General features: G+C 64.9%; 28 protein-coding genes and 2 riboswitches. Of the genes, 20 read left to right on the forward strand and 8 right to left on the reverse strand.

Going from position 1 to position 25,488, the window contains the following annotated elements; genetic code table 11:
• Nucleotides 1–182: 182 nt before the first annotated feature.
• The 6 genes from V8J82_RS06060 to cobO are packed head-to-tail and all read right to left on the reverse strand — an operon-like array spanning nucleotide 183 to nucleotide 3,982.
• Nucleotides 183–1,625, reverse strand: coding sequence for a cobyric acid synthase (locus V8J82_RS06060; protein WP_339973182.1), 1,443 nt, complete (start codon nucleotides 1,623–1,625; stop codon nucleotides 183–185).
• A gap of 1 nt (nucleotide 1,626) precedes the next feature.
• Entirely contained in the window at nucleotides 1,627–1,971 is a 345-nt protein-coding gene (locus V8J82_RS06065; protein WP_339973184.1) for a Lin0512 family protein, read from the reverse strand.
• 2 nt (nucleotides 1,972–1,973) lie between these two features.
• Nucleotides 1,974–2,306: a Lin0512 family protein gene (locus tag V8J82_RS06070; protein WP_339973186.1), complete on the reverse strand. Its 333-nt coding sequence runs from the start codon at nucleotides 2,304–2,306 to the stop codon at nucleotides 1,974–1,976.
• Entirely contained in the window at nucleotides 2,306–2,911 is a 606-nt protein-coding gene (locus V8J82_RS06075) for an HAD family hydrolase (RefSeq protein ID WP_339973188.1), read from the reverse strand. Before V8J82_RS06075 ends, V8J82_RS06070 begins: the two co-directional genes overlap by 1 nt.
• On the reverse strand, nucleotides 2,901–3,356 hold the full coding sequence (locus V8J82_RS06080; protein WP_339973190.1) for a cupin domain-containing protein: 456 nt from the start codon (nucleotides 3,354–3,356) through the stop codon (nucleotides 2,901–2,903). The genes V8J82_RS06075 and V8J82_RS06080 overlap by 11 nt, the downstream gene beginning before the upstream one ends.
• Complete coding sequence (cobO, locus tag V8J82_RS06085; protein ID WP_339973192.1) at nucleotides 3,356–3,982, reverse strand: cob(I)yrinic acid a,c-diamide adenosyltransferase; 627 nt, start codon at nucleotides 3,980–3,982, stop codon at nucleotides 3,356–3,358. Before cobO ends, V8J82_RS06080 begins: the two co-directional genes overlap by 1 nt.
• A 69-nt stretch (nucleotides 3,983–4,051) precedes the next feature.
• Nucleotides 4,052–4,232: riboswitch (cobalamin riboswitch) on the forward strand.
• Nucleotides 4,233–4,262: 30 nt separating this feature from the next.
• Between cobO and V8J82_RS06090 the strand changes: the two genes are divergently transcribed.
• The 9 genes from V8J82_RS06090 to cobJ are packed head-to-tail and all read left to right on the forward strand — an operon-like array spanning nucleotide 4,263 to nucleotide 12,940.
• On the forward strand, nucleotides 4,263–4,655 hold the full coding sequence (locus tag V8J82_RS06090; RefSeq protein WP_339973194.1) for a DUF1636 family protein: 393 nt from the start codon (nucleotides 4,263–4,265) through the stop codon (nucleotides 4,653–4,655).
• A gap of 5 nt (nucleotides 4,656–4,660) precedes the next feature.
• Nucleotides 4,661–5,716 carry a cobalamin biosynthesis protein CobW gene (cobW, locus tag V8J82_RS06095; protein ID WP_339973196.1) on the forward strand — a complete coding sequence of 352 codons (1,056 nt, stop codon included), beginning with the start codon at nucleotides 4,661–4,663 and terminating at the stop codon, nucleotides 5,714–5,716.
• A 3-nt stretch (nucleotides 5,717–5,719) separates the two neighbouring features.
• Nucleotides 5,720–6,004 (forward strand): hypothetical protein, encoded by a 285-nt coding sequence (locus V8J82_RS06100; protein WP_339973198.1) that lies wholly within the window; start codon nucleotides 5,720–5,722, stop codon nucleotides 6,002–6,004.
• 3 nt (nucleotides 6,005–6,007) lie between these two features.
• Nucleotides 6,008–6,451, forward strand: coding sequence for an L-alanine exporter AlaE (alaE, locus tag V8J82_RS06105; protein ID WP_339973200.1), 444 nt, complete (start codon nucleotides 6,008–6,010; stop codon nucleotides 6,449–6,451).
• A gap of 3 nt (nucleotides 6,452–6,454) precedes the next feature.
• A complete protein-coding gene (gene cobN, locus V8J82_RS06110; protein WP_339973202.1) occupies nucleotides 6,455–9,724 on the forward strand; it encodes a cobaltochelatase subunit CobN in 3,270 nt (1,089 codons plus the stop codon).
• Nucleotides 9,721–10,842 (forward strand): precorrin-3B synthase, encoded by a 1,122-nt coding sequence (cobG, locus tag V8J82_RS06115; RefSeq protein ID WP_339973204.1) that lies wholly within the window; start codon nucleotides 9,721–9,723, stop codon nucleotides 10,840–10,842. The genes cobN and cobG overlap by 4 nt, the downstream gene beginning before the upstream one ends.
• A 3-nt stretch (nucleotides 10,843–10,845) precedes the next feature.
• Entirely contained in the window at nucleotides 10,846–11,475 is a 630-nt protein-coding gene (locus V8J82_RS06120; RefSeq protein ID WP_339973206.1) for a precorrin-8X methylmutase, read from the forward strand.
• Nucleotides 11,472–12,197 carry a precorrin-2 C(20)-methyltransferase gene (gene cobI, locus V8J82_RS06125; protein ID WP_339973208.1) on the forward strand — a complete coding sequence of 242 codons (726 nt, stop codon included), beginning with the start codon at nucleotides 11,472–11,474 and terminating at the stop codon, nucleotides 12,195–12,197. Before V8J82_RS06120 ends, cobI begins: the two co-directional genes overlap by 4 nt.
• Complete coding sequence (gene cobJ, locus V8J82_RS06130) at nucleotides 12,194–12,940, forward strand: precorrin-3B C(17)-methyltransferase (RefSeq protein WP_339973210.1); 747 nt, start codon at nucleotides 12,194–12,196, stop codon at nucleotides 12,938–12,940. The genes cobI and cobJ overlap by 4 nt, the downstream gene beginning before the upstream one ends.
• Here cobJ and V8J82_RS06135 read toward each other — a convergent pair.
• The gene (locus V8J82_RS06135) at nucleotides 12,916–13,665 is read right to left on the reverse strand and encodes a cobalt-precorrin-6A reductase (RefSeq protein ID WP_339973212.1); all 750 of its coding nucleotides are present in this window, start codon (nucleotides 13,663–13,665) and stop codon (nucleotides 12,916–12,918) included. The genes cobJ and V8J82_RS06135 overlap by 25 nt on opposite strands.
• Between V8J82_RS06135 and cbiE the strand changes: the two genes are divergently transcribed.
• From cbiE to cobF, 7 genes are all read left to right on the forward strand, one after another.
• A complete protein-coding gene (gene cbiE, locus V8J82_RS06140) occupies nucleotides 13,664–14,854 on the forward strand; it encodes a precorrin-6y C5,15-methyltransferase (decarboxylating) subunit CbiE (protein WP_339973214.1) in 1,191 nt (396 codons plus the stop codon). The genes V8J82_RS06135 and cbiE overlap by 2 nt on opposite strands.
• Entirely contained in the window at nucleotides 14,851–15,213 is a 363-nt protein-coding gene (locus V8J82_RS06145) for a cobalamin biosynthesis protein (protein WP_339973216.1), read from the forward strand. Before cbiE ends, V8J82_RS06145 begins: the two co-directional genes overlap by 4 nt.
• The gene (gene cobM, locus V8J82_RS06150) at nucleotides 15,210–16,004 is read left to right on the forward strand and encodes a precorrin-4 C(11)-methyltransferase (RefSeq protein WP_339973218.1); all 795 of its coding nucleotides are present in this window, start codon (nucleotides 15,210–15,212) and stop codon (nucleotides 16,002–16,004) included. Before V8J82_RS06145 ends, cobM begins: the two co-directional genes overlap by 4 nt.
• On the forward strand, nucleotides 15,997–17,313 hold the full coding sequence (locus V8J82_RS06155) for a cobyrinic acid a,c-diamide synthase CobB (RefSeq protein WP_439650047.1): 1,317 nt from the start codon (nucleotides 15,997–15,999) through the stop codon (nucleotides 17,311–17,313). Before cobM ends, V8J82_RS06155 begins: the two co-directional genes overlap by 8 nt.
• Nucleotides 17,310–18,035 (forward strand): uroporphyrinogen-III C-methyltransferase, encoded by a 726-nt coding sequence (gene cobA / locus V8J82_RS06160; protein WP_339973221.1) that lies wholly within the window; start codon nucleotides 17,310–17,312, stop codon nucleotides 18,033–18,035. Before V8J82_RS06155 ends, cobA begins: the two co-directional genes overlap by 4 nt.
• 81 nt (nucleotides 18,036–18,116) lie before the next feature.
• Nucleotides 18,117–18,303: riboswitch (cobalamin riboswitch) on the forward strand.
• Between the two features lie 63 nt (nucleotides 18,304–18,366).
• Complete coding sequence (locus tag V8J82_RS06165) at nucleotides 18,367–19,047, forward strand: energy-coupling factor ABC transporter permease (protein WP_339973223.1); 681 nt, start codon at nucleotides 18,367–18,369, stop codon at nucleotides 19,045–19,047.
• Between the two features lie 70 nt (nucleotides 19,048–19,117).
• Nucleotides 19,118–19,858 carry a precorrin-6A synthase (deacetylating) gene (cobF, locus tag V8J82_RS06170; protein ID WP_339973225.1) on the forward strand — a complete coding sequence of 247 codons (741 nt, stop codon included), beginning with the start codon at nucleotides 19,118–19,120 and terminating at the stop codon, nucleotides 19,856–19,858.
• Here the strand turns inward: cobF and V8J82_RS06175 are convergent.
• A complete protein-coding gene (locus tag V8J82_RS06175; protein ID WP_339973228.1) occupies nucleotides 19,846–20,901 on the reverse strand; it encodes a saccharopine dehydrogenase family protein in 1,056 nt (351 codons plus the stop codon). The genes cobF and V8J82_RS06175 overlap by 13 nt on opposite strands.
• 165 nt (nucleotides 20,902–21,066) lie before the next feature.
• Here V8J82_RS06175 and V8J82_RS06180 point away from each other — a divergent pair, with 165 nt between their 5' ends.
• The 4 genes from V8J82_RS06180 (at nucleotide 21,067) to V8J82_RS06195 (ending at nucleotide 25,487) form a co-directional block, all read left to right on the forward strand.
• Nucleotides 21,067–22,569 (forward strand): DUF4153 domain-containing protein, encoded by a 1,503-nt coding sequence (locus V8J82_RS06180; RefSeq protein WP_339973231.1) that lies wholly within the window; start codon nucleotides 21,067–21,069, stop codon nucleotides 22,567–22,569.
• Complete coding sequence (locus tag V8J82_RS06185) at nucleotides 22,559–23,251, forward strand: response regulator transcription factor (protein ID WP_339973233.1); 693 nt, start codon at nucleotides 22,559–22,561, stop codon at nucleotides 23,249–23,251. Before V8J82_RS06180 ends, V8J82_RS06185 begins: the two co-directional genes overlap by 11 nt.
• A complete protein-coding gene (locus tag V8J82_RS06190; protein WP_339973235.1) occupies nucleotides 23,248–24,759 on the forward strand; it encodes a histidine kinase dimerization/phospho-acceptor domain-containing protein in 1,512 nt (503 codons plus the stop codon). Before V8J82_RS06185 ends, V8J82_RS06190 begins: the two co-directional genes overlap by 4 nt.
• Before the next feature lie 212 nt (nucleotides 24,760–24,971).
• Nucleotides 24,972–25,487 (forward strand): YdeI/OmpD-associated family protein, encoded by a 516-nt coding sequence (locus tag V8J82_RS06195; protein WP_339973237.1) that lies wholly within the window; start codon nucleotides 24,972–24,974, stop codon nucleotides 25,485–25,487.
• The last annotated feature ends 1 nt before the right edge of the window (nucleotide 25,488 follow it).

Below are 25,488 nucleotides of genomic sequence, written 5' to 3' on the forward strand. Positions count from 1 at the left end.
GGAATCAAGGCGCAGCCCCCGCGCTATCGACGGGCCGCCCCCCGGCACGTCGATTTGGCTGATCCCGGCGCAAAGCTGAGGCAATGTCCGACACTGGCTGGCATAAATCGCCTAGACTCTCCGTCGGATCGACGCGCCGCGGCCGGACGATACCGCTCCCGAAGACAAAACCGCTTACGCCGCTAACCCGCCAGCCCCAAAACGCCCGCCACGTCCATATGCGCCTCCAGATGGTCGGCGAGCGCCTCCAGCACCTCTTCGACACTCGCCCCGTAGCGCAAATCCGACCCGACGCCGAACCCCGCCAACCAGGCTGCGCGGAAGGCATCGTCGCGGAACATCCCGTGCAGATAGCTGCCAGCGATCCGCCCATCGGCCGACATCGCACCCTCCGCCACACCCGCTACCCGCGCGAAGGGCCGCACGCAATCGGCGCCGTCCGTCCGCCCCTTATGGATCTCGTAGCCCTCAAACGCAGTACCGCTTGGCGCATGAACCGCCGACACTTCGGTCAGGCGTTTGTCCCCAGTCATAAGCGTCTCGACCTCCAGCAGGCCCAGCCCCGCCTCCGTCCCTGCCGCGCCCTCGATTCCGTCGGGATCGTCAATGGAGTGCCCCAGCATCTGATAGCCGCCGCAAATCCCCAACACATGCCCCCCGCGCCGCACATGCGCCGCCAGATCCACATCCCAGCCCTGGGCGCGCAGATAGGCCAGATCCCCCCGCGTCGATTTGCTGCCCGGAATGATCACCACACCCGCATCGCCGGGCAAAGCCTGACCCGGCCCCAGCATCGTCACCCGCACATTGGGCTCCTGCGCCAGCGGGTCCATATCGTCGAAATTCGCGATCCGCGACAGCCACAGGCAGACCACATGCAAAGCTCCGCTGCCGCCCCCGATGATTTCCAACGCATCTTCGGCAGGCAGGCGCCAGGCCTCGGCAAACCACGGCAGAACGCCAAAACCGCGCCAGCCCGTCCGTGCCTCGATCAACGCATAGCCGTCATCGAAGAGCCTCGGATCACCGCGAAACTTGTTCACCAGAAAGCCGCGCACCATCGCCGCGTCGCCGGCCTCCATCACGGCTTGCGTGCCGACGACTTGCGCGATCACACCGCCCCGGTCGATATCGGCGCACAAGACCACCGGCACATCCGCCGCCCGCGCAAAGCCCATATTGGCGATGTCGCCTTCGCGCAGGTTCACCTCCGCCGGGCTGCCCGCGCCCTCGACAATTACCAGATCATGGGCCGCCTTCAGCTGCTCGAAGCTCTCTAGAACCGGCGCCATCAGCGACGCCTTCAATGCCGCATACTCCCGCGCCTTGACCGTGGCGATGCGCTTGCCCTGCACCACGACCTGGCTGCCGACATCGGTCTCGGGCTTGAGCAAAACGGGGTTCATATCGGTATGGGGCGCCAACCCGGCGGCCAGTGCTTGCAAGGCCTGGGCGCGCCCGATTTCCCCGCCATCGGCGGTCACAGCGGCATTGTTCGACATGTTTTGCGGCTTGAACGGCGCCACGCTCAGGCCACGTCGCCGCGCCGCCCGGCATAGCCCCGCCACCAGCATCGACTTGCCGACATTGGAGCCGGTGCCCTGCAACATGACCGCACCGGGCATCTTAGCCGCCTTGATAGGGCAAAAACGCCTCAACCGCCGCTGATGCGATGACTAGGACCTTGCCGGTATCGGGGTTCTCGACATTCAAACCGCCGAAAACGGCGGTCACCTCGGCCCGCCCGCGCGGCAGTTTCTCAGCCAGAGCGTCGCAATCCACCTGCTCAGGCGCCTGCACGCCCACCGTCACCTGCACCCGCATCTGGTCATGGGAGAGGCCCGTCGCCTCGAACAATGGGATCGCCGAATGCCGGATCGCATCCTCGATCGCGCGGGCCGCGGCCTTGGTGTAATCCTGGCCGTACTGGTCGTTGCCCATGCCCATTTCGATGATAAAGCGCTGATCCATCCCTACACCTCCAACGCGACGGAAATCGCCACATTGGCGATCACGGTCGGCTTACCGCCATCCTGGCGCGGCACGTCCAACCCGCCTTTGCGCGGGATGACGGTGATCTGCCCATAGGGGAAAATCTCGGCCACTTTCGCGATGTCCAACGCATCCGGGTTCTGCACGCCGACCTCGACGGTGATCTGCATATCCTCTTTCTGCTTGCCGTACAGCTCGGCCAGGTTGATCGAGTTGTGCCACAGCGCGTCCTTCACCGCGCGCGTTGCGGCCTCGGTATAATCCTGTCGGCGCAGGGACGATCCCATGCCGAATTCCGTCAACAATCTTGGCATCACGCAATCCCCAATAGAGCGGGCAGATCGCTCCGCGTTTCATCGACAAAGTGGAACCCCGCCCAACCTCGCGCCTGCGCGGCCTCCACATTCGGCAAGTTGTCATCGACCAGTAAGATCGACCCCACCGCAACACCCGACCAAGCCTCAATCGCCTCGAAAAACCCCGCATCGGGTTTGGCCACCCGCAACCGCCCCGAGGCGAAGACCTTTTCGACCCGCTCCGAAAAGCCCATCGGCCCTTCGATATAGGCGACGCGTCGTGTTTCATTGTTGGTGCCAATGACGTGGCGCGTATCCACCTGCTCCAGCCAGCCCAACACCTCGGCATCGGGCAGACCATCCTTTGCAAACCAATAGTCCAGCATCGCGTCCGGGCTGATCTGGGCGCCCTCGGCAGCCAACCATTCGGCCACCACATCGCGCAAGTCTTCCTCGCCGCGGATCACACCCAACATCCGGCCGGACCGGAACAGAAACGCCTGCAGGCTGTCACGGCTCAGCCCCAGATCGGTGTCCAGGTGTTCCGACCACAGAAACCGCCCATCCACGACGTTGCGGTTCAACACGCCGTCGAAATCCCACACGATCAGATCAGGCGCCATGGTAGGGCTCGACCTTGGTGATGTTTCCGTCCGCATCGCGGTAGACTTTCTCGCCGTCTTTGATCGTCACGCTCTCGCCGGTCTCCGAATAGGTCACCACATCATCGCCCGACCGGGTGCCGACGACGAAATACCGCACCGGCATATCGGATCGGTTCTCCAATCTATGGCCCACAGCGACCCCCGCCTTAAACGTGGCCGCCTGGCCGGCGTGAAGGTCCGTAACGCCATCGCCCTCGATCAGCGTCACAACACCGTCCAGCACATAGATCATTTCATCCTCGGATCGGTGCCAATGCAGCTTGGACGAGGCTCCACCCGGCCAGAGTGTTTCGACGAAGGCGCCGAATTGCGTCAGCCCGCCCGCATCGCTCAGCAATTCGGCGCGGAATCGCCCGATCTCATCCTCGCCCTCTTCGATCTTCGGATAATCGACACGCGGCATCAGAATTCCACCCCTTTCTGCGCCTTCACCCCGTCGCGGAACGGATGTTTGACCAGCGTCATTTCGGTGACCAAATCCGCTGCCTCGATCAGTTCCGGCTTCGCATTGCGACCCGTTAGGCAGACATGGGTCATCACTGGCTTTTCGTGCAGCAGGAAATCGACCACCTCGTCGATATCCAGGTAATCGTAGCGCAGCGCGATGTTGATCTCATCAAGCAGAACAAAACCGATCTCGGGGTCGAGGATCTGTTCCTTGGCAATGCGCCACCCGTTCTGCGCCGCCGCGATATCCCGCTCTCGGTCCTGGGTTTCCCAGGTAAAGCCCTCACCCGACACGAAAAACCGGCATTCCTCGGCAAAGCGCTCGCGCAGGAACGATTTTTCGCCCGTCTCCCAATTGCCCTTGATGAACTGCACCACGGCCACACCCATCCCGTGCTGGATCGACCGCATCACCATGCCGAACCCGCTCGACGATTTGCCCTTGCCCGGCCCGGTATGGACGATGATCAGACCCTTCTCTTCGGTCTTGGTCTCCATCATCTTGTCGCGCGCCGCCTTGATCTTTTTCATCTTCGCGTTGTGGCGGGCGTTTTCGTCGGGATCGGTTGTGCTGTCGCTCATGGGGCATCCTCCGGCTAGGGTCCAAGGGGTGACATCGCTCGCCCCGATTGACAAGCCGCCCGCGGCATGAGCAGTGTCATCGGCGATGGTGCCCGCATGGGCCGAACAGGGAACGCGGTGAAATCCCGCGGCTGCCCCCGCAACTGTAAGCGGATTGCGTTTGTCAGATGGCCACTGGGGCACACCCCCGGGAAGGCGGCAAATGCGCCAAACCGCGAGCCAGGAGACCTGCCATCACCAAACGCAATCACGCCGGGCGGGGTGCCCCGGAGGAGGGGTTATGACCGACCAGACCACCGAACTTTTGGTGTGTATCAAGTGCAAACGCGGGACCGAGGTCGCCGAAGATGGCGAACGCCCGGGCCAGGCGCTGCTTGATGCACTTTCGATACGCGATCTGCCCGCGGGCATTCGCCTGACGCCAGCAGAATGCCTGCAGAACTGCGATCACGGCTGTTCCGTCGCCCTGCGCGGCGGGCCGGAGAAGTGGACCTATGTCTACGGAAATCTCCACGAAGCGTCGCATCTGGACACGCTGGTGGAGGGCGCAGCGCTCTATCACGACACGGCGGATGGCCTGATCCCCTGGCGCACCCGGCCCGAGCATTTCAAACGCAACTGCATCGCACGCATCCCACCCCTGCGCGCGCCCGTCCCAAACCTGAAAGGCTGACCCCCATGGCTGATCTCGCGAAACTCCCCGTCACCATCATCACCGGCTTTCTGGGCTCGGGCAAAACCACACTGATCTCGCATTTGATGCAAAATCCCGGCGGCAAAAGGCTGGCCGTTGTGGTCAACGAATTCGGCGATGTCGGCGTCGACGGCGAAATCCTCAAGGGCTGCGCCATTCCCGATTGCCCCGCCGAAAACATCATGGAATTGGCCAATGGCTGCATCTGCTGCACCGTGGCCGATGATTTCATTCCCACGATCGAGGCGCTGATGGCGCTGGACCCTCGCCCCGAACACATCCTGATCGAAACCTCCGGCCTGGCCCTGCCGAAACCGCTTTTGAAGGCGTTCGACTGGCCCGATATCCGCTCGAAAATCACCGTAGACGGCGTGATCGCGCTCGCCGATGCTGAGGCTGTGGCGGCGGGCCGGTTTGCGCCCGATGTGGCCAAGGTCGACGCCCAGCGTCTCGCCGATGACAGCATCGATCATGAAACACCGCTCTCGGAAGTGTTCGAAGATCAGATCAGCTGCGCCGATATCATCTTGCTGACCAAACCCGACCTCGCGGGGCCCGAGGGCGTGGCGAAGGCGAAACAGATCATCGCCGCCGAGGCCCCGCGCCCACTGCCCGTGGTGGAGGTCGCCGAAGGCGCCGTCGATCCGCGTGTGATCCTGGGGCTGGAGGCCGCCGCTGAGGACGATATGGAGGCGCGCCCCTCGCATCACGATGGCCATGACGACCACGAACATGACGATTTCGACAGCGTCGTGATCGACATCCCCGAAATCGACGATCCGGCGCAATTGGTCGGCATGATCGAAACCCTCGCCAACACGCAGAATGTCTTGCGGGTCAAAGGCTATGCCAGCGTCGCGGGCAAACCCATGCGCCTTCTGGTACAGGCCGTCGGCGCCCGCGTGCGGCATCAATATGATCGCCCTTGGGTTCCGGGTGCCCCGCGCCAGGGCCGCTTGGTTGTGATCGGCGAACACCACGACATCGACACCGCCGCCATCCGCGCCGTCCTGGCCCCGGCGGCTGAGCCCGCGGAATAGGCCATGACCGCCACCACGCACAAAGGGTCCGGCCGTGTCGCCGACGTGTTCAACATCACCGGGCGGGGTGTGGTTGTGGCGCTTAAGGATCTGGAAGGTGTCTTTCATATCGGCGATATCGGCGCGCTTGGCGATGCCGATATCCGCGTCGCGGGGATCGAGATGATCCGCCCGCGCAAACCCACGCCGCCGCATGACAAGATCGCCCTGCTTTTGGCCGGCATCGATATCGACCAAGCCCGCGCCGCCATCGGCACGCGGGTCGTTTGCCATGCGGGAGCGGAGTGAGCCATGACCGGGCGCGCCTTCATCGCAGACACCGTGGCGTTGGTGACGTTCTTCACCGCGACAGGCATCGTCAATGAACGGTTCGTGGTTGGCATGGATTGGGACGAGGTTGCAGCCTCCCGTATGATCGGCGCGCCGTTAATGGTGCTGACGGCCCGGCCCTACGGCCTTTGGCGCGATGCTGTGCTGGCGCGATGCTCCGATGGCACGGCCTTATCGGATGCGGTCTGGGACAGTGTGGCGTTGCTGTCGTTTCAGGTGCCGATCTATGTGGCGATCATCGCAACCGGCGGCGCCAGGGGCGCGGAGCTTGCCATCGGGGCCGCCGGGGCCGCCCTCATCATGCTGGCCTTGGGGCGCCCTTATGGGCTTTGGTTGGGCCAGGTTCGGCATTGGTTCGGCCTGCCGCGCGACGGTGGCATGACCCCGATGTCTTCGGGGGCCTGACAGATGCATGTTGTCTTCCGCGAAAGCCATGGGTTGGAGGAAACCGAAACCCCGACGGATCTGGGCCAGACGCCCGCCGATCTGATCGTGCTGTCGCTGTCGGATTCCGATCTCGGCGCCTTTGCCGAAGGTTGGAACCGCGCCGGTGGTAAGCTCCCGACCCTGCGGTTGGCCAACATCGCGGCACTGAAACATCCGCTTTCGGTCGACACGTATGTCGACAGCACTCTGACCGAGGCGAAAGGCATTCTGATCCGCCTGATCGGCGGTGTGCCCTATTGGCCCTATGGGCTGCAACAGATCGAGGCCCATTGCCGCGCCCATGGCATCGCGCTGGCCGTGTTGCCCGCCGATGGCCGCACCGATCCGCGCCTTGACGAGATCTCGACCCTGCCCGTCTCCACCCTACGCCGTCTGCAGCATCTCTGCGATCAAGGCGGGGCCGTGGCGGCGCAGGCGGCGCTCGCACAACTGGCCCTTGCCTCGGGCCTTTATGCCGGACCGGTTCGCGGCACGAAGACCGTGCCACTCGTCGGCGGATGGACGCCTGAAGACGGCGTGACCTGCCCTGTTCTGGCGGGCCAATCCGGCCGACCCCTGGCACTGCTCACCTTCTACCGCTCTTACCTGGTCGCTGCGGATCTCGCCCCGATTGCGGCCATGTTCGACGCGCTGCGCGCCAAGGGCTTCGAGGTGATGGGGCTCTTCGCGCCATCTTTAAAAGCGCCAGAGGCCGCGGCGTGGCTGGCCCGCCAGGTTCGGCATCTGAAACCGGCCACCATCGTCAACGCCACCTCGTTTTCCGGCATCGGCGCGAACGGGGCCTCGCCTCTGGATGCGGGCGATGTCCCCGTCCATCAGATCGCGCTGGCCACCTCGACCGAAACCGCCTGGGCCGAGGCCGAGCGCGGCCTGTCGCCCGCCGATCAGGCCATGCATGTCGTCCTGCCCGAGGTCGATGGCCGTCTCTTCGCCGGGGTCGCCTCGTTCAAAGAACCGCAGGAGCGGGACCCCGATCTGCAATTCGCGCGCTACGTGCATCGGCCCCAGCCCGACCGCATCGCCGCGGCGGCGGGGCGCGTGGCCGCCTGGCATCGCCTCGCCACAACCGCACCGGGCGACCGGCGCCTGGCGCTGGTGCTCTCCACCTATCCCGGGCGCGGCTGGAACATGGCCCATGCGGTGGGGCTGGACGCGCTCGCCTCGGCCCAGGCCATTCTCGATGATCTCGCCGAAGCGGGCCATGACGCTTCCGGCACGCTCAACGCCGATGATCTGGCTGGCGCGCGCATCATCTGGCCATTCGCCGAATATAAGGCCGCCCTGGCTGCGCTGCCCGAAACCCTTCGGCGCGACCTGCAACAGGCCTGGGGCGCCCCCGAAGACGATGACGACGCCACCGAAACCGGCCTGTCGCTGCCCATCCTGGTGCGCGGCAAGACCCTCGTCGCGCTGCAACCCGAACGCGGGTCACCCGAACATCGCGATGCCGACTACCACGACCTCGCCCGCGTGCCGCGCCACGCCTATGTCGCCTTCTACCTCTGGATGCGGCAGAACGCCGACGCGCTGATCCATATCGGCGCCCACGGCACGCTGGAATGGCTGCCCGGAAAATCCGTGGCCTTGTCGGCGGCGTGCTGGCCTGAGCAGCTGAAAATTGATCTACCATTGATATACCCGTTTATCGTGAATGACCCCGGTGAGGCGGCCCAGGCCAAGCGTCGGGCGGGGGCGATCACACTGGGTCATGTGCCCCCACCCTTGCGCCAATCGGGTGCGCCCGAGCGGCTCGCGCGGCTGGAGGCGCTGCTTGACGAGTTTTCCAATGCCGACGGGCTCGATCCACGGCGCCGCGACCGGTTGCAGGAAGATATACGGGATGAGGCGCAAGCCCTTGGCGTGGAACAGGATTTGGGACTTGAGACAGCATCCTGCTCGGCTGAGGCGATCACCCGGATCGACCGGTTTGTCTGCGATGTGAAGGACAGCCAATTCGGCGACGGCCTGCATATTTGGGGCCGCATAGGCGCGCCGAATGATACCTTTGATGCGGCCTCAAGCGCCGCTGCCGAGCGCCAATCCCTGATCGACGCGCTCAACGGGCGACGCATTTCAGCGGGACCTTCCGGCTCCCCATATCGCGGGCGGACGGATGTGCTGCCGACGGGCCGAAATCTCTACACCACCGATCCACGCTCTGTCCCGACCCGCGCTGCCTATGCCCAAGGCATCACCCTGGCCGATGAGCTTGTCCGCCACCATTTGCAGGATCATGGCGACTACCCGCGCAATCTGGTGGTCGATCTCTGGGGCTCTGCCACGATGCGCACCGCGGGTGAGGAATTCGCGATGGCCTTGCATCTCATGGGTGTGCGGCCCGTCTGGGACAAAGGGTCCGAGCGTGTATCGGGCATTGAAATCATCCCCATCGCCGAGCTTGAGCGGCCGCGCCTGGATGTCACCCTGCGCGTTTCCGGCCTGTTCCGCGATGTGTTCCCGACCCTGTCGGCGCTGTTTTCCCAGGCCGTGCGCGCGCTCGCCGCCCGGGATGAGTCGCCCGATTGGAACCCGTTTACCCTGGCCGCGCCCCGCGTCTACGGCCCCGCACCGGGCAGCTACGGCGTGGCGATGGGCGGGCAGATCGGCGACTATACCGACGCCGCCAAACGCGCCGCTGGCGAGGCATGGCTGGCCGCGTCCAGCTACGCGCTCGACGGCGCCGAGATCACGCAAGATCCCGACGGCATCCGCGCCCGCGTCGCCGCCGCCGACAGCTTCGTACACCTGCAGGACCTGCCCGAGACCGACATTCTTCTGGCCGAGGACTACGCCACACACGAGGCCGGGTTTGCCGCGGCCCAAGCCATCACCGGCGGCCAGGCCGCTCTCTATCATCTGGACGCCACCGATCCGGCCCGACCCCGCGCCCGCGGCCTGACCGAAGAAATCGCGCGGGTGGTCATGGCCCGCGCCGCCAACCCCGATTGGATCGCCGGGATGCGCCGCCATGGCTTCCGCGGCGCCGCCGAGATCGCCGCCACGCTGGAAAACATGGCCGCCTTCGCGCAGCTGGCCAATGTGGTGCCCTCGCATCTGTTCGACTTATACTACGACGCGACGATAAGCTCTTCGCATACTGTTGCGTTCCTTGAGGATGCGAACCCCGAGGCGCTCGCCGCCATGCGCGCTCGGTTCGCGGAGTTGCACGCGGCGGGCCTTTGGACCTCGCGCCGGAACTCGATCCTCGCTGATTTGGAGGCGGCGGAATGACCGCATCACTGGCCAAAGGCCCCGAGATCAAAGGCTGGTGCCCCGGCGCCCATCGCCCGATGATGTCGGGCGATGGGTTGGTGGTGCGCGTGCGACCCAACCGCGCCGCGCTCTCTGCCGCGCAGGTCGCAGGTCTGGCCGAGGCGGCCCTGACCCATGGCAACGGCATCATCGATCTGACCTCCCGCGCCAATCTGCAAATCCGCGGCGTGACCGAGGCCGGGCATAGCGTGTTGCTGGAAGATCTCGCTGCGCTTGGCCTTCTGGATCCCGATCCCATGACGGAGGCGCGGCGCAACTTGCTGGTCACACCGCTTTGGCGCGCCGGGGATCTGACCGACCGGCTCTATGACGCGATCGTGCAGCGCCTGCATGATCTGCCTGATCTTCCGGCCAAGATGGGCCTTGCCATCGATGCAGGCGCGGCGCCCATTCTGCAGAATGTCTCAGCCGATCTTCGGTTTGAGGCCGGGGCAGACACGCCGCTGATCCTGCGCGCGGACGGGGCGGAAACCGGTATGCCGGTCACCGAAGCTGATGCGGTCGAGGCGACCCTCGCGCTCTTGGCGTGGTTCGTGCGCAGCGGGGGCACCGCATCGGGCCGCATGGCGCGCCACCTGCGCGAGACAATACTGCCATCCGAGTTCCAAGGCGCGGCCCCAGCGCCTGCGCAACCCGCATTGGAACCCGGCCCTGCAGCGCTTGGGGTTGCGTTCGGGCAGCTTGATGCGACCGCCCTGGCCCAGCTTGGCACCGGCATTCGCGTCACGCCCTGGCGCCTGTTGCTGACAGATCGCGCCCCAGCCAAGACCGACGGCTTCATCACCGATCCCAACGATCCGCGCCTAACCGTCTATGCCTGCCCCGGAGCGCCCCGCTGCCCGCAGGCTCTGGCCGAAACGCGCGACCTGGCCACGCGCCTTGCGCCACAGATCCCGAAGGGTCAAACGCTCCATATTTCAGGCTGCGCCAAGGGATGCGCCCACCCAAAACGCGCCGATATCACGCTTGTCGGCGCAAATGACGGCTTCGACCTTGTCAGGGCGGGCACCCCGTGGGATGAGCCGTCGGACCGGGCCTGCCCGATTGACCAAATTCTGACAAAATTCAGCCTGTAGCCCATGCCCTACGATTACGAAAAAGACGGCGCTGCGATCTATCTGGAAAGCTTCGCCACGATCCGCGCCGAGGCGGACCTGGATCGCTTCACGCCCGAGGAGGAGCAGATCGTCGTTCGGATGATCCACGCCGCCGGGATGGTGGGGCTTGAGGCGCATGTGCGGCTGACGCCGGGCATGGTCACTGCCGCGCGCGACGCGATGCAGGCGGGCGCCCCGATCTTCTGCGACGCCCATATGGTCAGCGAAGGGGTGACGCGCAAACGCCTGCCTGCCGAGAACGATGTCATCTGTACTCTGCGTGATCCACGGGTGCCCGCGCTGGCGGCTCAGCTTGGCACCACGCGGTCGGCCGCGGCGTTAGAGCTCTGGCGCGACCGTCTGGAGGGCGCTGTCGTGGCCATCGGGAACGCGCCGACCGCGTTGTTTCATCTTCTCGAAATGCTCGAAGATCCAAGCTGCCCCCGTCCCGCCGCCATCATCGGCTGCCCCGTGGGCTTCGTGGGCGCACGCGAAAGCAAAGACGCGCTGTGGGCGGCGGCCCCTGTGCCCAACTTGATCGTCGAAGGGCGGCTCGGCGGCTCTGCCATCACGGTCGCAGCCATCAACGCCATCGCCAGCCGCGCCGAATGACCGGGGTTCTCTACGGCACCGGGCTGGGCCCCGGACATCCTGATCTGATGAGCGTTCGGGCCGACCGTTTGGTGCGTGGCGCCAGACATGTGGCCTTTTTCCGCAAGGCCGGGCGCGCCGGGCGGGCGCGCAAGATCGTCGAGGGGATGCTCAGCGCCGAGGCGATCGAATTTCCGATGGAATACCCGGTCACCACAGAAATCCCCCTGACCGATCCGCGCTACAACGAAATGCTCTCGGCCTTTTACGAAGACGTCGCCGGACGGCTGCGCGCTTTGGTCGAGGGCGGCGAGGATGTCGTGGTTCTGTGCGAGGGCGATCCGTTTTTCTACGGCTCGTTCATGCATCTCTACACGCGGCTTTCCGGCGTGATCCCGGTTGAGGTCGTGCCCGCCATCACCGGCATGTCGGCGGCCTGGACAGCCTCCGGCGCGCCGATCACCTGGGGTGACGATATCCTGTCGACCGTCATGGGCACGCTGGATGAGGCGACCTTAACCAAGGCGATGGCCGAGGCCGACGCGCTGGTGGTGATGAAGATTGGGCGCAACCTGGCCAAGGTGCGCCGTGCGCTGGACGCCTCCGGCAAGGCCGACCGCGCCGTTCTGGTGCAATTCGCCGCGATGGAGGGGCAAAGCATCACGCCGCTTTGCGAGTTTGACGGCGCCACCCTGCCCTATTTCTCGATCATCCTCGTCCACGGCCAGGGGCGGCGGCCATGAGCGGTTGGGTCACCATTGCGGGCCTGGGCCCCGGCGCCGAGGCGATGGTGACGCCCGAGGTGCAGACCGCCCTGGCCGACGCCACCGATATCGTCGGCTACATCCCCTATGTACGCCGTGTCCAACCGCGCCGGGGCCTGACGCTGCATGAAAGTGACAATCGGGTCGAACTCGACCGCGCGCGCCACGCGCTGCAAATGGCCGCCGAGGGCAAACGCGTTGCGGTCGTCAGCTCCGGCGATCCCGGCGTCTTCGCCATGGCCTCCGCCGTCTTCGAGGCGGTTGAGGAGGATGCCGCCTGGCGCAATCTGGATATCCGCGTTCTGCCCGGCATCACCGCGATGCTGGCCGCCGCCGCGGCCGCGGGCGCGCCGTTGGGCCATGATTTCTGCGCGATCAATCTCAGCGACAACCTCAAGCCATGGGATCTAATCGAAAAGCGTCTGCGCCTGGCCGCCGAGGCTGATTTCGCCATGGCCTTCTACAATCCCCGCTCCAAGGCGCGGCCCGAAGGCTTCGGACGCGCCCTCGACGTGTTGCGCAGCTGTTGCGAAGCCGAACGGCTGATGATCTTCGCCCGCGCGGTCTCCACCCCCGATCAGGCGCTGCGCGTTGTTCATCTGGCCGATGCCGCGCCCGATATGGCCGATATGCGCACACTCGTTCTGGTCGGATCATCCCAGACCCGGCTGATCCCGCGCGATGGCACGCCCTTTGTCTATACGCCGAGGTCGGCGCCATGACACCAGGCCAGCACCTCTGCGGGCGTGGCGACCTCCGCGCGCTCTGGCATCTCGGGGCGGTCGATCATGATCACCGGCAGGCTCAGGTCCCGCGCGGCGGCGATCTTGGCGTAGGCGCCGGTGCCGCCGGAATTCTTCGAGACGACCAGGTCGATCCCATGGGTTTCCATCAGGGCGCGGTCCTCGGCCTCGGTGAACGGCCCGCGCGAGACGAGGATTTCGGTCTTCGGCAAGGGCAGCGCGGCTTTCGGCGGATCGACCAGGCGCAGCAGGTAGAAATGCTGGGGATTGGGGGCGAAATCGGCCAGATGCATCCGCCCGACCGCCAGCATGACACGGCGCGCGGGCTGGTCCAGCGCGGCGACGGCCCCTGCGATATCCGGCACGCGGAGCCAGTCATCGCCTTGCACCGGCGCCCAAGCCGGGCGGGTCAGCGCGACCAGCGGCACATCGGCCAGGGCACAGGCGGCAACAGCATTCCGGCTCATCTGTGCGGCGAAGGGATGCGTCGCATCGACCACATGGGTGATCCGCTCAGCCCGCAGATAGGCGGCCAACCCCGCGGCGCCGCCAAATCCGCCGATCCGTTGCGGCAAGGGCTGGCGCACCGGGCGATCCACACGCCCCGCGAAACTGACCATACCGGCGATCCCGGCCTCGGCCACCGCACGGGCCAAAGCCGTCGCTTCGGTCGTGCCGCCCAGGATCAGAAGGTTTGGGGCCATGGCTGACGCTCCGTGGTTGATCATTATCGGGCTCGGCGAAGATGGCGCCGACGGCCTCTCGCCCGCAAGCCGCGCGGCCCTGGAGGCTGCGGATATCATCATCGGCCCGCCCCGTCATCTGGCGCTGTTGCCTGACATCTCGGCCGAGCAGATCGAATGGCCCGTGCCCTTCGCCGATGGGATCGAGATTGTGCTGCGCCATCGCGGCAATAAGGTCGTCGTGCTGGCCTCTGGCGATCCGTTTTGGTTCGGGGCCGGTACGGTTCTGGCCCGCCATCTGGCGCGTCACGAATGGCACGCCCTGCCCGCGCCCTCGACGTTTTCCCTGGCGGCCAACCGGATGGGCTGGGCCCTGGAGACAACCACCTGTCTGGGCCTCCATGCCGCGCCGCTGTCCCGGATGCGCCCAGATCTGACGCCCGGTGCCCGGCTGCTGGTGCTGCTGCGCGACGGGTCGGCGGTGCTGGATTTGGGCGCCTATCTGATCGAGACGGGTTTCGGCGACAGCACGGTAACGGTGCTGGAGGCGCTGGGTGGATCAGATGAGCGGGTGACTCGCGCCATGGCCCAAGACTTGAAAGGCCCGTTCAACCACCCGGTCTGCGTCGCCATTGAAGTGGCGGGCGCTTTGGGCCTGCCCCGCGCCTCTGGTCTGCCCGATGACGCCTTTCACACCGACGGTGTGATGACCAAACGTCCGATCCGGGCGCTGACGCTCTCAGCCCTGGCCCCGCGCGCAGGCGAACTGCTGTGGGATATCGGCGGCGGGTCAGGCTCCATCGCCGTGGAATGGCTGCTGACACATCCGACCTGCCAAGCGATCAGTATCGAGCCCCGCACCGACCGCGCGGCCCTGATCCGGGCCAATGCCGACGCTTTGGGCGTTGATCGATTGCAGATCATCGAAGGCCACGCGCCCGAAGCCCTGCAAGATCTGCCGCACCCCGATGTGGTCTTTGTGGGCGGCGGGCTGAATGCAGAGCTTTTGGATCATCTCTACGCGCTGCCAAAGGGCACGCGCCTGGTCGCCAATGCCGTCACGCTCGACTCCGAGGCGCTGCTGACCCAAGCCCATGCCGCGAAGGGTGGCGAGCTGATGCGGATCGATATCGCCCGTGCCACGCCGATGGGCACGAAACGCGGCTGGACCGCCGCCTATCCGGTGGTGCAGTGGAGCGTCACGCTATGATTGTCGCCGGGTTCGGATTTCGTGGATCTGCGGGCGCGGACAGCCTGACCGACGCCTTAGCTTTGACGGGAACAAAGCCGGATGTCCTTGCCACAGCCGCCGACAAAGCGGCCAGCGCGCCGTTCCAAAGCTTTGCAAAGAAGCAGAGCCTGCCGGTTGCGGCAATCGCAGCGCCGGATCTGCACGCACAAGACACAATCACGCAGTCCGACGCCTCCGCAGCCGCGCGCGGCACCGGATCCGTGGCCGAAGCGGCCGCCTTGGCCGCAGCGGGACGTAACGCACGGCTTGTGATCGGGCGCGTCGTGTCCCATGACCGGCTGGCCACTTGCGCGATTGCCGAAGGAGACGGGCCATGAGCGTGCATTTCATCGGCGCCGGTCCCGGCGCGTCGGATCTGCTGACCCTGCGCGGGCGCAACTTGATCGCCGCCTGCCCGGTCTGCCTGTATGCGGGCTCGCTGGTGCCCGAGGCGGTGCTGGATCATTGCCCCGACGGCGCGCGGATCGTGAACACTGCGCCTATGTCGCTGGACGAGATCATGGCCGAGATCCAGAACGCCCACGCGGCAGGCCAGGATATCGCGCGGCTGCATTCCGGTGACCTGTCGGTCTGGTCCGCGATGGGCGAACAGATCCGGCGCCTCAAGGCACTCGATATTCCCTACACGGTCACGCCCGGCGTGCCGTCCTTTGCCGCCGCCGCGGCGGTTCTTGGACAAGAACTCACCCTGCCCGGCCTGGCGCAATCGGTCGTCCTGACCCGCACACCGGGCCGCGCCTCGGCCATGCCGCCGGGCGAGACGCTGGCCAATTTCGGCGCCACCGGCGCGACGCTCGCCCTGCATCTGTCGATTGGCAACCTGGCCCAAAGCGTCGCAGATCTGATCCCGCATTACGGCCCCGATTGCCCCGTGGCGATCGTGTTCCGCGCCACCTGGCCCGATCAACAGGTGATCCGCGCGACGCTCAGCACAATCGAGGCCGCTCTGCCCAACGGCATTGCACGGACGGCTCTGATCCTCGTCGGACCCGCGATTGGCGGTGAGGATTTCGACGAAAGCCGCCTTTACGCGGCCGATTACGACCGCCGCTATCGCCCGCAAACCGCCGATAGCCCTTGGAGCGAATGGAACCATGGCGATGATTGATGCGCCCGGCCTGCTGATCTCGGCCCCGTCCTCGGGGACCGGCAAGACAACCGTGATGCTCGGCCTTCTGCGGGCCTTGCGTGATGATGGATTGGTGGTGCAGCCATTCAAATCCGGCCCCGACTACATCGACCCGGCCTTTCACCGCGCCGCCAGCGGGCGCGCCTCGTTCAACCTGGATACCTGGGCCATGGATGCGGCACTGCTGGACGGGATCGCAACCCAGGCGCAGGGCGCGGATATCTGCGTCGCCGAAGGCTCGATGGGGCTTTACGATGGCGTGGCGACGCGCGGCCAGGTGGGCTTTGGGTCCAGCGCCGAGACCGCCCGGCGCATGGGCTGGCCCGTGGTGTTGGTCATCGATGCGGGCGGCCAAGCGCAATCGGCGGCCGCCACGGCACTAGGGTTCAAGGCCTATGCGCCCGATCTGCCCTTCGCCGGTGTGATCCTGAACCGGATCGCCAGCCCCCGGCACGAACGCCTCGCGCGGTTGGGGATGGAGCAAGCCGGTCTGACCGTCTTGGGTGTGTTGCCCCGGCGTGGCGACCTGACCTTGCCCGAACGGCATCTGGGCCTGATCCAGGCCGTGGAACATCCCGATCTGGAGGCCGCGATTGCCGGCTATGCCGAATTCCTGCGCGAGAATGTCGATCTGCCCGCCATCAAGGCCGCCGCCCTGGGCGCGGCGCAGACCGGCCAAGGCGCGCTGCCGACACCGCCCGCCCAGCGGATCGCCATTGCACGCGACGCCGCCTTTTCCTTCACCTATCCGCATCTGTTGGAAGGCTGGCGCGCGGCGGGGGCCGAGGTGTTGCCCTTCTCGCCCCTGGCCGATGAGGCGCCCGACCCCGATGCCGATCTGGTGTGGCTGCCCGGCGGTTACCCGGAACTCCATGCCGGAAAACTGGCTGCGGCAGAGACATTCAAAGCGGGCTTGCGCCGCCACGCGCAGGCGAAACCCGTCCATGGCGAATGCGGCGGCTACATGGCTCTTGGCGCCGCGCTGATCGACAAAGACGGCACACGGCACACCATGGCGGGGCTGCTGGGCCTGGTGACCTCTTACGAGAAACGCAAATTCCACCTGGGCTATCGCCGCGCGGTTCTGTCCGGCCCGATGCCGGGCTTTGCGGCGGGCCAAGCCCTGCGCGGCCATGAATTCCACTATTCCACGATCCTCGATCAGCCCGACGCGCCCCTGGCCGATGTGTTCGACGCCGATGGCAATCCGGTGCCCGAGACGGGCTCGATCCGGGGCCATGTCACGGGCACCTTCTTTCACCTGATCACGCCGGAGGCCGTGACGTGAGCGGGTTTGTCAGCTTTGTCGGATCCGGCCCGGGCGATCCCGATCTGCTGACCCTGAAGGCTGTGGACCGGCTGAAGCGCGCCGATGCGGTGCTGTTCGACGATCTTTCCTCCGGTCCCATTCTGACCCATGCCAGGCAAGGCGCCGATCTGGTGGGGGTCGGCAAACGGGCCGGGCGCCCCTCACCCCGGCAACGCCATGTCAGCCAATTGCTGGTCGAATATGCGCAGCAAGGCGGGCGCGTCGTGCGCCTGAAATCCGGCGATAGCGGCCTGTTCGGGCGGCTGGAAGAAGAGATCTTCGCCCTGCGCGACGCCGATATCCCCTATGAGATCATACCTGGCGTGCCCTCGGCCTTTGCCGCGGCGGCGGCGGTGGGCATCCCGCTGACCCGGCGCCTGACGGCGCGGCGCGTGCAATTTGTGACCGGCCATGATGCGTCAGGCGCGCTCCCTCAGGATATCGATCTGGATGCGCTGGCCGATCCCGCCGCCTGTACCGTGGTCTTCATGGGCAAGCGTACCTTCCCGAACCTGTCTGCGGCGCTGATCGAACGCGGGCTACCGGCGGATACGCCCGCCATCCTGGCCGAGGCCGTGGGTACAGCTGAGCAAGCCTTACATCGGGGCACCATCACCGATCTAGCAGATCGGTTATCCGGCGATGTCGGCACGAAACCGGCCCTGATCCTGTATGGCCCCCTGGCCGAGATTGAGCCTTAGGCGACCGGCACGAAGCCCCGAATTTCGGTGCGATGGCCACGGATGTCGCATTTCGCCTTGCCGCATAGGGGCACGCTGGTAAAGACTGCACACATGGACGGTGCTGCAACCTGCGGCTGAAAAGGGAACCCGGTGAAAGCCCGGGACTGCCCCCGCAACTGTAAGCGGTGAGCGTTTAGGAACACCACTGGCCCGATCTTCGGGCTGGGAAGGCCGACAACGCAACGACCCGCGAAGTCAGGAGACCTGCCGCCCATGACCGGCTCTGCCGCGGCCCACGCGGTGTCACTAGCGCTGCCGGAGGGGCAGCTTGTCGAGAAAGGACGATCCCATGCATATCGAACCCGGAGTGGTGGACGGCGCCAAAATGGCCTTCGCCTATGTCACCGCCGCAGGTGCCGCGAGCTATAGCCTGAAGTTGGCTTATGACGATATCCGCCAATCCAACATCGCCTCATTCCTGGGCCGCGTGGGCCTGGGCGCGGTCGGCACCTTCGTGTTTTTCGAGCTGCTGCCGCATTTCGCCGTCGGCCCGTCGGAGGTGCATTTCATCCTGGGCACGACGCTGTTCCTGTTGCTGGGGGCGGCGCCCGCAGCCTTTGGCCTGGCGCTTGGGCTACTGATCCAGGGGTTGTTTTTCGCGCCCAGCGATCTGCCAATGTATTTCGTGAACGTCACGACGCTTCTGGTTCCGCTATTGGCGATCAGCGCCTTGGGCAAAAGCTTCATCCCGCAAGACCGGGCCTATGTCGATCTGCGTTATTCCAGCGTGTTGAAACTCAGCGCCATGTATCAGGGCGGCGTCGTCGCCTGGGTCGCGTTCTGGGTGGTCTATGGCCAAGGCGCGACGGCGGAGGCGCTGTCAGGCCTGGCCGCCTTCGCGGGCGCCTACATGCTGGTTCTGTTGATTGAGCCCATCGCCGATCTGGCGGTTCTATGGGCGGCAAAGACGTTCAAAGGCCGGGGCGGCGATTTCGGCCTGCTGCACCACCGCGTCTACAACGCGGCCTAACGGCGACAGATGGATACCGCCCGGCCCCCGGAAAACAGGGGCCGGGCGTTTCTATGTCCGGAGCATCGCGATGATCACAGATCTTTGGCTGATCGGCATCGGCACCGGATCGCCCGACCATATCACCTTGGAAGGACAGCGCGCCTTGCGCGAGGCGGCCATCGTGCTGCTGCCGCGCAAGGGGCCGGGCAAGGATGACCTCGCAGATTTGCGACTGGCAATTCTGGCAGCGGCAGGGGCCGAGGCGCAGGTTGTGCCCTTTGACATGCCGGTCCGGGATGAGACCCTGCCCTATCAGGAGCGTGTCGCACGCTGGCACGATGCCATCGCGACCGCTTGGGTCGCGGCCCTGCCGGAGGCGGCGCATGGCCCCGTGGCGCTGCTGGTCTGGGGCGATCCCGGCCTCTACGACAGCACCTTGCGCATCGCGGACCGTCTGTCGCCGAAGCCGCAGATCCGTGTCGTGCCGGGCATCACCGCGCTGCAGGCACTGACCTCAGCCCATGCGATCCCCTTCAACACGGTCAACGGCCCCGTGACGGTCACCACCGGGCGGCAGATCCGCGACCATGGCTGGCCGCCGGATGCCGAAACGCTGGTGGTGATGCTGGACGGCACATGCGCATTCCAGACGCTTGACCCCGACGGCCTGCATATCTGGTGGGGCGCCTATCTGGGCATGCCGGAACAGATCCTCGACAGCGGCCCCCTGGCCGAAGCCGCGCCGCGGATCATCGCCAAACGGGCCGAGGCGCGCGCCGCCCATGGCTGGATCATGGATACCTATCTGCTGCGCCGTCAGGCATTGTAATGCGCGCCGGTTCGCGTCGCGAGCAGGGCATCCAACGCGATGTCTTCCTGCTTCAAAAAACCGCGCTGTGGCAGGGCGCCGTCACGCACCATCTCGATCACCGCCACAACGGATGAGGCCGTCGTCCAGGCAATCGCCGTCCGCATCTTGCCCGCGATCTTCAGCGGCATCAGACCCCGGACAAATTCACGCCGCTGCATCTGCCCCGCAATCTCCCCCTCAGCGGCGACATGGATATAGACAATGTCGTCATCGACCGGCGGCTTGGCGTTGACCAGGATCTCACCCGCCTCGGCCCGGCGATCCCGCATCAGCAATTCGTGGAAAAAGAAGTTCATCAACTGCACATGGCCGGGATAGCGCATGGTCTTGTAGTCCATATTCGGCACGCTCTCGCGGTAGGTCTCACACATCGTGCCCAGCCCGCCCGACGTGGTGAAGGCCTCTAGCTCGATCCCGCCGATGACGATCTTTTCCACCCATTCCATGGGTGAGACCCATTTGATCTCACCATCCTCCAGCACTTCGCAATCGTTGAGATATTCGTTCACCACACCTTCGGGCGACCAGTTGAAGGAATAGCCCATCAGCCCGGTCGGGTTCTGCGGCAGCGCGCCCACGCGCATCCGGCAGGACCGGCAGGTGTCGAATTGCCCAATCAGATGCGCCCCGACGATCCCCACAAAGCCGGGCGCGAGCCCACATTGCGGGGCCATCAGCGCTTGGGCGGTGGGCGCCATATCCAGGATCGCCTTGGTCGTCGGCACATCCTCGGTCAGATCAAAGTAATGCAGGCCCAGATCATGGGCCGCCTGGGCGACGGCAATATTCAGGAAATAGGGCAGACAAGACAGAACCGCATCCGCATCGCCCAAAGCGGCCCGCAACGCGGCATCATCGGCAACGTCCAGCGCGGCCACGTCAAAGGGCAGATCCCCGCGGGGCGCGGCATCAAATCCGTGCACCGCAAAGCCGCTGTCATGCAGCAATTCTCCGGCCAGCGCGCCGACTTTCCCCAGGCCCAAAATCGCGATTGTCTGCATATGATCCCCTTTCGTTTGGCGGAGCCTGGGGGCAAGCCGCATCCGGCGCAACCCCCTGCACAAAGCCTGCACAAAACGCCCCCGATAGCTGCACGACTTGCCGCAACAGCGCGCAAAGGGTGCAGGCAGTTTGCTCCCAACAGATCGCAATGACGGAGACGTAAGATGCGCGGTGAATGGGTGGTACGAGGTGTCCCGGAGTCGATCCGGAACGATGGGTGGTGGTTGTCTGAACCCGTGGTCGGCAAAGCGCGCGCCAGGAACTGGCGCGACGCGGCGCGGCAACCGCTTGGCGCGGTGATCCTTCTGGTTGCGATGGCCGATTGGCTGTTTTGGAACGACTATAACGGCATCTCGGTGGCGGTCTTTGCACTCGCGCTGTCGGTGGCGATCATCGCCTTTAAGCCCGGCGGCGCCACGCGGCGCGAATGGGCCTGGGCGATGGCCTTTGCGGTCGCCTGCAACCTGCCCATGATCGAACACGCCCAGACGCTCTCAGCCCTGTTCACCCTGCTGGGTCTAATCATCCTGCTGCTCTGGTCCGCTGAAAACCGTGTTCTTAGCGCGGCAGAGGCGGCGCGGATCTGGTTTCGCGCCTCGACCGTCGGCGCGGTGGAGCTGCCAAGACACGCGGCGGAACAGCTGAACAACAGACGCTCGGGGTGGGATATCGGCGCGCTTCTGCGCCAAATCGCTTTACCCGGTAGCATCGGCCTCGTGTTCCTGGTGCTGATCGGCATCGCCAATCCGCTGGTGGAAAATGGGCTCAACCAGATCACCCGGATCGATCTGATCGGGCCGGACCTGCTTGTGCGCGTGGCGTTCTGGATCGTCGCAGCGGCGCTGATCTGGCCCTATCTGAACACACGCGGCCCTTGGCGCGGCAAGGCACCAACCGAGCCGCAAACCTCGCTATCGCTTGGGCCGCTTGCCCAGATCGTGAACCCGCAATCCGTCCGCGCCTCGCTGATCCTGTTCAACCTGCTGTTCCTGGTTCAAACGCTCAGCGATATCGGTGTGCTGAGCGGCGGCCTCACCCTTCCCGAGGGGATGACCTATGCCGAATACGCCCATCGCGGCGCCTATCCCCTGATGCTGGCCGCGATCCTGGCAGGGGGCTTTGTGATCGGAACGCGTCAGATGGTGACCGACAATCGGGTGATGCGGGGTCTGATCTATCTATGGCTCGGCCAGACGCTGTTTCTTGTGATCACCGCCGGCATCCGGCTGGGCCTTTATGTCGACGCCTATACGCTGACCTATCTGCGGGTTGCCGCGTTCATCTGGATGGCCCTGATCTATGTGGGGCTGGTCCTGACGCTGGCCTTTATCGCGCAAAAGCGGGCCATCGCGTGGCTGATCCGTTGGAACGCGGTGACGCTGCTGGGCACGCTCTACCTGTGTTGCTTCGTGAATTTCGCCTACCTGATCACTGATTATAACATGGCCAAAGCCGAGGATATCGAGGCACTGGATCTCAGCTATCTGTGCCAATTGGGCGAACAGGCGATCCCGGCGATGATGGAATACGGCCAGATCACCGATAACGTCACCTGCGGGCGCAATGGGCTACCGAGCCTGCGATTTGACGCGATCGAGGATTGGCGGGAATGGGGCTTTCGCCGGTGGCGGTTGCAGCGGTATCTAGAGAGCTATCATGACCTCTAAGACCCGCATCCTGATCGTCGATGACGATCCCAATATCCGCGACGTGATCGGCTTCGCCGTCGAGGCGGCGGGGTTCGAGACCCGTTTTGCCGAAGATGGTGCTGCGGGTTTGCAGGCCGCACAGAGCAACAGCTTCGATCTGGTTGTGCTGGATATCGGCCTGCCCGAGATGGACGGGCTGGAGGTCTGCAAAACCCTGCGCAAAAGCTCGGACGTGCCAATCCTGTTCCTGACCGCTCGCGATGATGAGGTCGACCGGATCGTCGGCATGGAAATCGGCGGCGATGATTACGTCACCAAGCCGTTCAGCCCGCGCGAATTGGTGGCCCGGATCAAGGCGATCCTGAAACGCACGCAACGGGCGGCGGCGCCCGATGGGGCCCTGACCCGCGGCGACCTGAGCCTGGATCTGGACCGGCATCAATGCCGCGTGGCCGGGCGTGACGTGGCCCTGACCGCCTCCGAAGTCACGTTGCTGGCCGAGTTGATGCGCCGCGGCGACCATGTGGCGCCGCGCCAGGCCCTGATCGACGCGGTCTATGGCAGCAATATCCACGTCTCCGACCGCACCATCGACAGCCATATTCGCAATATCCGCAGCAAGCTTTTGGCTGCGGGCTGCGCCGATAGCATTCTCACCGTACACGGCGTCGGGCTGCGCATGGGCCCATGCCGCGCATGACCACAGCACGCAAATGGCGGCCCGGTCTGTGGATGGTGGTGGCCGCGGTGTTGGGCCTTGTCCTGCTCCTGCCCTTTGCGGGGCTGTTTCTGTTCCGCTTCTACGCCAACCAGCTGGTGCAACAGACCGAGGAAAGCCTGCTGACACAGGCCGCCGTTCTGACCGCGGCCTATGAGCAGCTTTACCGGAATGCCACCGGCCTGCCCGAGGATCCGATTGCTTGGGACCCTGACGATCGCGTCTACACACCGCTCTTTCCATCGGTGACCATGAACCCCGAGGCGATTTTACCGGCCCGCCCCGATCCAACCCCGGCCACAGAAGACATCGCCCAAGCCTACCGACAGATCGGCCCACATCTGACGCGGATCGCCATCGCGTCGCAGGAACAAACCCTGGCGGGCTACCGGTTTTTGGACCGCCACGGCACGGTGATCGCAGGCAGCGCCGAGCAAGGTCTCTACCTGGGCCATGTCGGTGAGATCGCGCTGGCCCTGAACGGAGAGGTCGTGTCGGTCGCCCGGACCCGCCTGCGAGAGAGCGCGACACCGATTGTCTATGCGCTCAGCCAGGGCACCGCCGTCCGTGTCTTCGTTGCGATGCCCGCGATGGTGGGGGAGGATATCATCGGCGTGGTGTATATCAGCCGGACGCCGAACCACATCTTTCGGTTTCTCTATGGCGAACGTCTGAACCTGGCCAAGGCGCTGGTGTTCATTCTGGGCTCAACCGCGCTGATCGGGTTTGTGTTCTGGCGGTTCGTCACGCAGCCGATGCGCGCCCTGATCAACCGCACCGACGCGATCCGCGGCAGCGAAGCCTGGCAACCGCTGGAGCATTACGGCACGCGCGAGGTCGAGAATCTGGCGCGCAGTTTCCAATCCCTGACCGAGCGGTTGCAGCGTCAGCAGGATACGCTGCGCACCTATACCGCCCATGTCAGTCACGAATTGAAATCGCCGCTGACCGCGATCAAAGGTGCCGCAGAATTGCTGCGCGATGCGGATATGACGCCTGAGCGTCGCGCGCGGTTCTTGGACAATATCGTCCGCGACAGCGACCGGATGGAGGATCTGCTGGCCACGATGCGCGACTTTTCCCTGGTCGAACAAACGGCGGGCGCCGGGGTTGCGCAAGTTGCCCAGGTGCTGGAGGACCTGCCGGTGGAGGGTCTTGGGGTGACTGTCGCGCCACCTCATGCCGAGGTTCCCATGCGGCCCGAGGCGCTGCGGATCGTGTTGAAACATCTGCTTGAAAACGCCGCCGAGCACGGCGCGTCTGAGGTGTCGATCACGGTGGATGGCTCGGGCTTCATTGTCGCCGATGACGGCAATGGCATCAGCGCGGGCAATCACGACAAGGTCCTGCAACCCTTCTTCACCACCCGCCGCGAAAATGGCGGCACCGGCATGGGCCTGAACATCGTGCAATCGGTCCTGGCCGCGTCCGGCGCACGGCTAGACGTTCTTTCCCCCCACGAAGGCGCAGCCTTTCAGATCGCCTTTTAACGTCCGCCAAGTCGGAACCTGTCACGACGCTGGGAGTCGGTTTCGAGCCTATTTTGACCAACGCTGCATGCCGCACCAATGTCCGCTCTGAGTCCAACTTGCCGTTGTGCTGTGGTTGTGGCGAATGACTGCAATTGACGATTTGAGATGGTCCGAGGGCTGCCACAGGGTTTAAACCTTGATGAGCACAAGAAGCAGGTAGCCTGAACCCCATGAGCTATTTTACCCACGACTTTACAGATAAGATCGCTTTGCACGGCGTCGGGAAATCACGAGTTGTCACTTACAAGGTGCTGTTCCTACCGCCGCGCTTCGAAACCGAGCTTCCGTTCGAAACTTACCCGCGCCTGCGGGTCGAAGGGGAGATAGCAGATGTCCCAGTACGTGGCGCGTGGATACCGGTGGGCGACGGGCGCCGGTACTTCATCGTCTCGCCGCAGGTCAAGGCTCACACCGGTCTCGATGTCGGCGACGAGGCAGAGATGCGCTTCCGCATGGACGATCAGGACTACGTCGAGGTGCCGCGATCATTGGAACTGGCACTAACCGCAAACGACGCAGTTTCAATCCAGTGGGACAAACTCACCCCCGGCAAAAAGCGCATGTTCACCAATCACGTTCTTTCGGCCAAGACCGCCCCGACGGAGCAGCGACGGGTTGATGAGGCAATAGCTGCCATTTCAGAAGGCATTACGCTTCGTGATCTGCAAAGCCGAAAGCGGCAGTAAG

The organism is Gymnodinialimonas mytili (assembly GCF_037544085.1).
Lineage (GTDB): Bacteria > Pseudomonadota > Alphaproteobacteria > Rhodobacterales > Rhodobacteraceae > Gymnodinialimonas > Gymnodinialimonas mytili.

What these genes read in the sequence shown, in the direction of transcription:
- V8J82_RS06165 (WP_339973223.1), top strand. Translation starts at nt 18,367, where the DNA reads ATGCATATCGAACCCGGAGTGGTGGACGGCGCCAAAATGGCCTTCGCC.
- V8J82_RS06080 (WP_339973190.1), bottom strand. Translation starts at nt 3,356, where the DNA reads ATGCCGCGTGTCGATTATCCGAAGATCGAAGAGGGCGAGGATGAGATC.
- V8J82_RS06175 (WP_339973228.1), bottom strand. Translation starts at nt 20,901, where the DNA reads ATGCAGACAATCGCGATTTTGGGCCTGGGGAAAGTCGGCGCGCTGGCC.
- V8J82_RS06070 (WP_339973186.1), bottom strand. Translation starts at nt 2,306, where the DNA reads ATGCCAAGATTGTTGACGGAATTCGGCATGGGATCGTCCCTGCGCCGA.
- V8J82_RS06195 (WP_339973237.1), top strand. Translation starts at nt 24,972, where the DNA reads ATGAGCTATTTTACCCACGACTTTACAGATAAGATCGCTTTGCACGGC.
- cobW (WP_339973196.1), top strand. Translation starts at nt 4,661, where the DNA reads ATGGCTGATCTCGCGAAACTCCCCGTCACCATCATCACCGGCTTTCTG.
- cobM (WP_339973218.1), top strand. Translation starts at nt 15,210, where the DNA reads ATGAGCGTGCATTTCATCGGCGCCGGTCCCGGCGCGTCGGATCTGCTG.
- cobO (WP_339973192.1), bottom strand. Translation starts at nt 3,982, where the DNA reads ATGAGCGACAGCACAACCGATCCCGACGAAAACGCCCGCCACAACGCG.
- cbiE (WP_339973214.1), top strand. Translation starts at nt 13,664, where the DNA reads ATGGCTGACGCTCCGTGGTTGATCATTATCGGGCTCGGCGAAGATGGC.
- cobI (WP_339973208.1), top strand. Translation starts at nt 11,472, where the DNA reads ATGACCGGGGTTCTCTACGGCACCGGGCTGGGCCCCGGACATCCTGAT.
- alaE (WP_339973200.1), top strand. Translation starts at nt 6,008, where the DNA reads ATGACCGGGCGCGCCTTCATCGCAGACACCGTGGCGTTGGTGACGTTC.
- V8J82_RS06185 (WP_339973233.1), top strand. Translation starts at nt 22,559, where the DNA reads ATGACCTCTAAGACCCGCATCCTGATCGTCGATGACGATCCCAATATC.
- cobF (WP_339973225.1), top strand. Translation starts at nt 19,118, where the DNA reads ATGATCACAGATCTTTGGCTGATCGGCATCGGCACCGGATCGCCCGAC.
- cobJ (WP_339973210.1), top strand. Translation starts at nt 12,194, where the DNA reads ATGAGCGGTTGGGTCACCATTGCGGGCCTGGGCCCCGGCGCCGAGGCG.
- V8J82_RS06120 (WP_339973206.1), top strand. Translation starts at nt 10,846, where the DNA reads ATGCCCTACGATTACGAAAAAGACGGCGCTGCGATCTATCTGGAAAGC.
- V8J82_RS06190 (WP_339973235.1), top strand. Translation starts at nt 23,248, where the DNA reads ATGACCACAGCACGCAAATGGCGGCCCGGTCTGTGGATGGTGGTGGCC.
- cobN (WP_339973202.1), top strand. Translation starts at nt 6,455, where the DNA reads ATGCATGTTGTCTTCCGCGAAAGCCATGGGTTGGAGGAAACCGAAACC.
- V8J82_RS06145 (WP_339973216.1), top strand. Translation starts at nt 14,851, where the DNA reads ATGATTGTCGCCGGGTTCGGATTTCGTGGATCTGCGGGCGCGGACAGC.
- V8J82_RS06180 (WP_339973231.1), top strand. Translation starts at nt 21,067, where the DNA reads ATGCGCGGTGAATGGGTGGTACGAGGTGTCCCGGAGTCGATCCGGAAC.
- V8J82_RS06060 (WP_339973182.1), bottom strand. Translation starts at nt 1,625, where the DNA reads ATGCCCGGTGCGGTCATGTTGCAGGGCACCGGCTCCAATGTCGGCAAG.
- V8J82_RS06065 (WP_339973184.1), bottom strand. Translation starts at nt 1,971, where the DNA reads ATGGATCAGCGCTTTATCATCGAAATGGGCATGGGCAACGACCAGTAC.
- V8J82_RS06155 (WP_439650047.1), top strand. Translation starts at nt 15,997, where the DNA reads ATGATTGATGCGCCCGGCCTGCTGATCTCGGCCCCGTCCTCGGGGACC.
- V8J82_RS06075 (WP_339973188.1), bottom strand. Translation starts at nt 2,911, where the DNA reads ATGGCGCCTGATCTGATCGTGTGGGATTTCGACGGCGTGTTGAACCGC.
- V8J82_RS06090 (WP_339973194.1), top strand. Translation starts at nt 4,263, where the DNA reads ATGACCGACCAGACCACCGAACTTTTGGTGTGTATCAAGTGCAAACGC.
- V8J82_RS06135 (WP_339973212.1), bottom strand. Translation starts at nt 13,665, where the DNA reads ATGGCCCCAAACCTTCTGATCCTGGGCGGCACGACCGAAGCGACGGCT.
- V8J82_RS06100 (WP_339973198.1), top strand. Translation starts at nt 5,720, where the DNA reads ATGACCGCCACCACGCACAAAGGGTCCGGCCGTGTCGCCGACGTGTTC.
- cobG (WP_339973204.1), top strand. Translation starts at nt 9,721, where the DNA reads ATGACCGCATCACTGGCCAAAGGCCCCGAGATCAAAGGCTGGTGCCCC.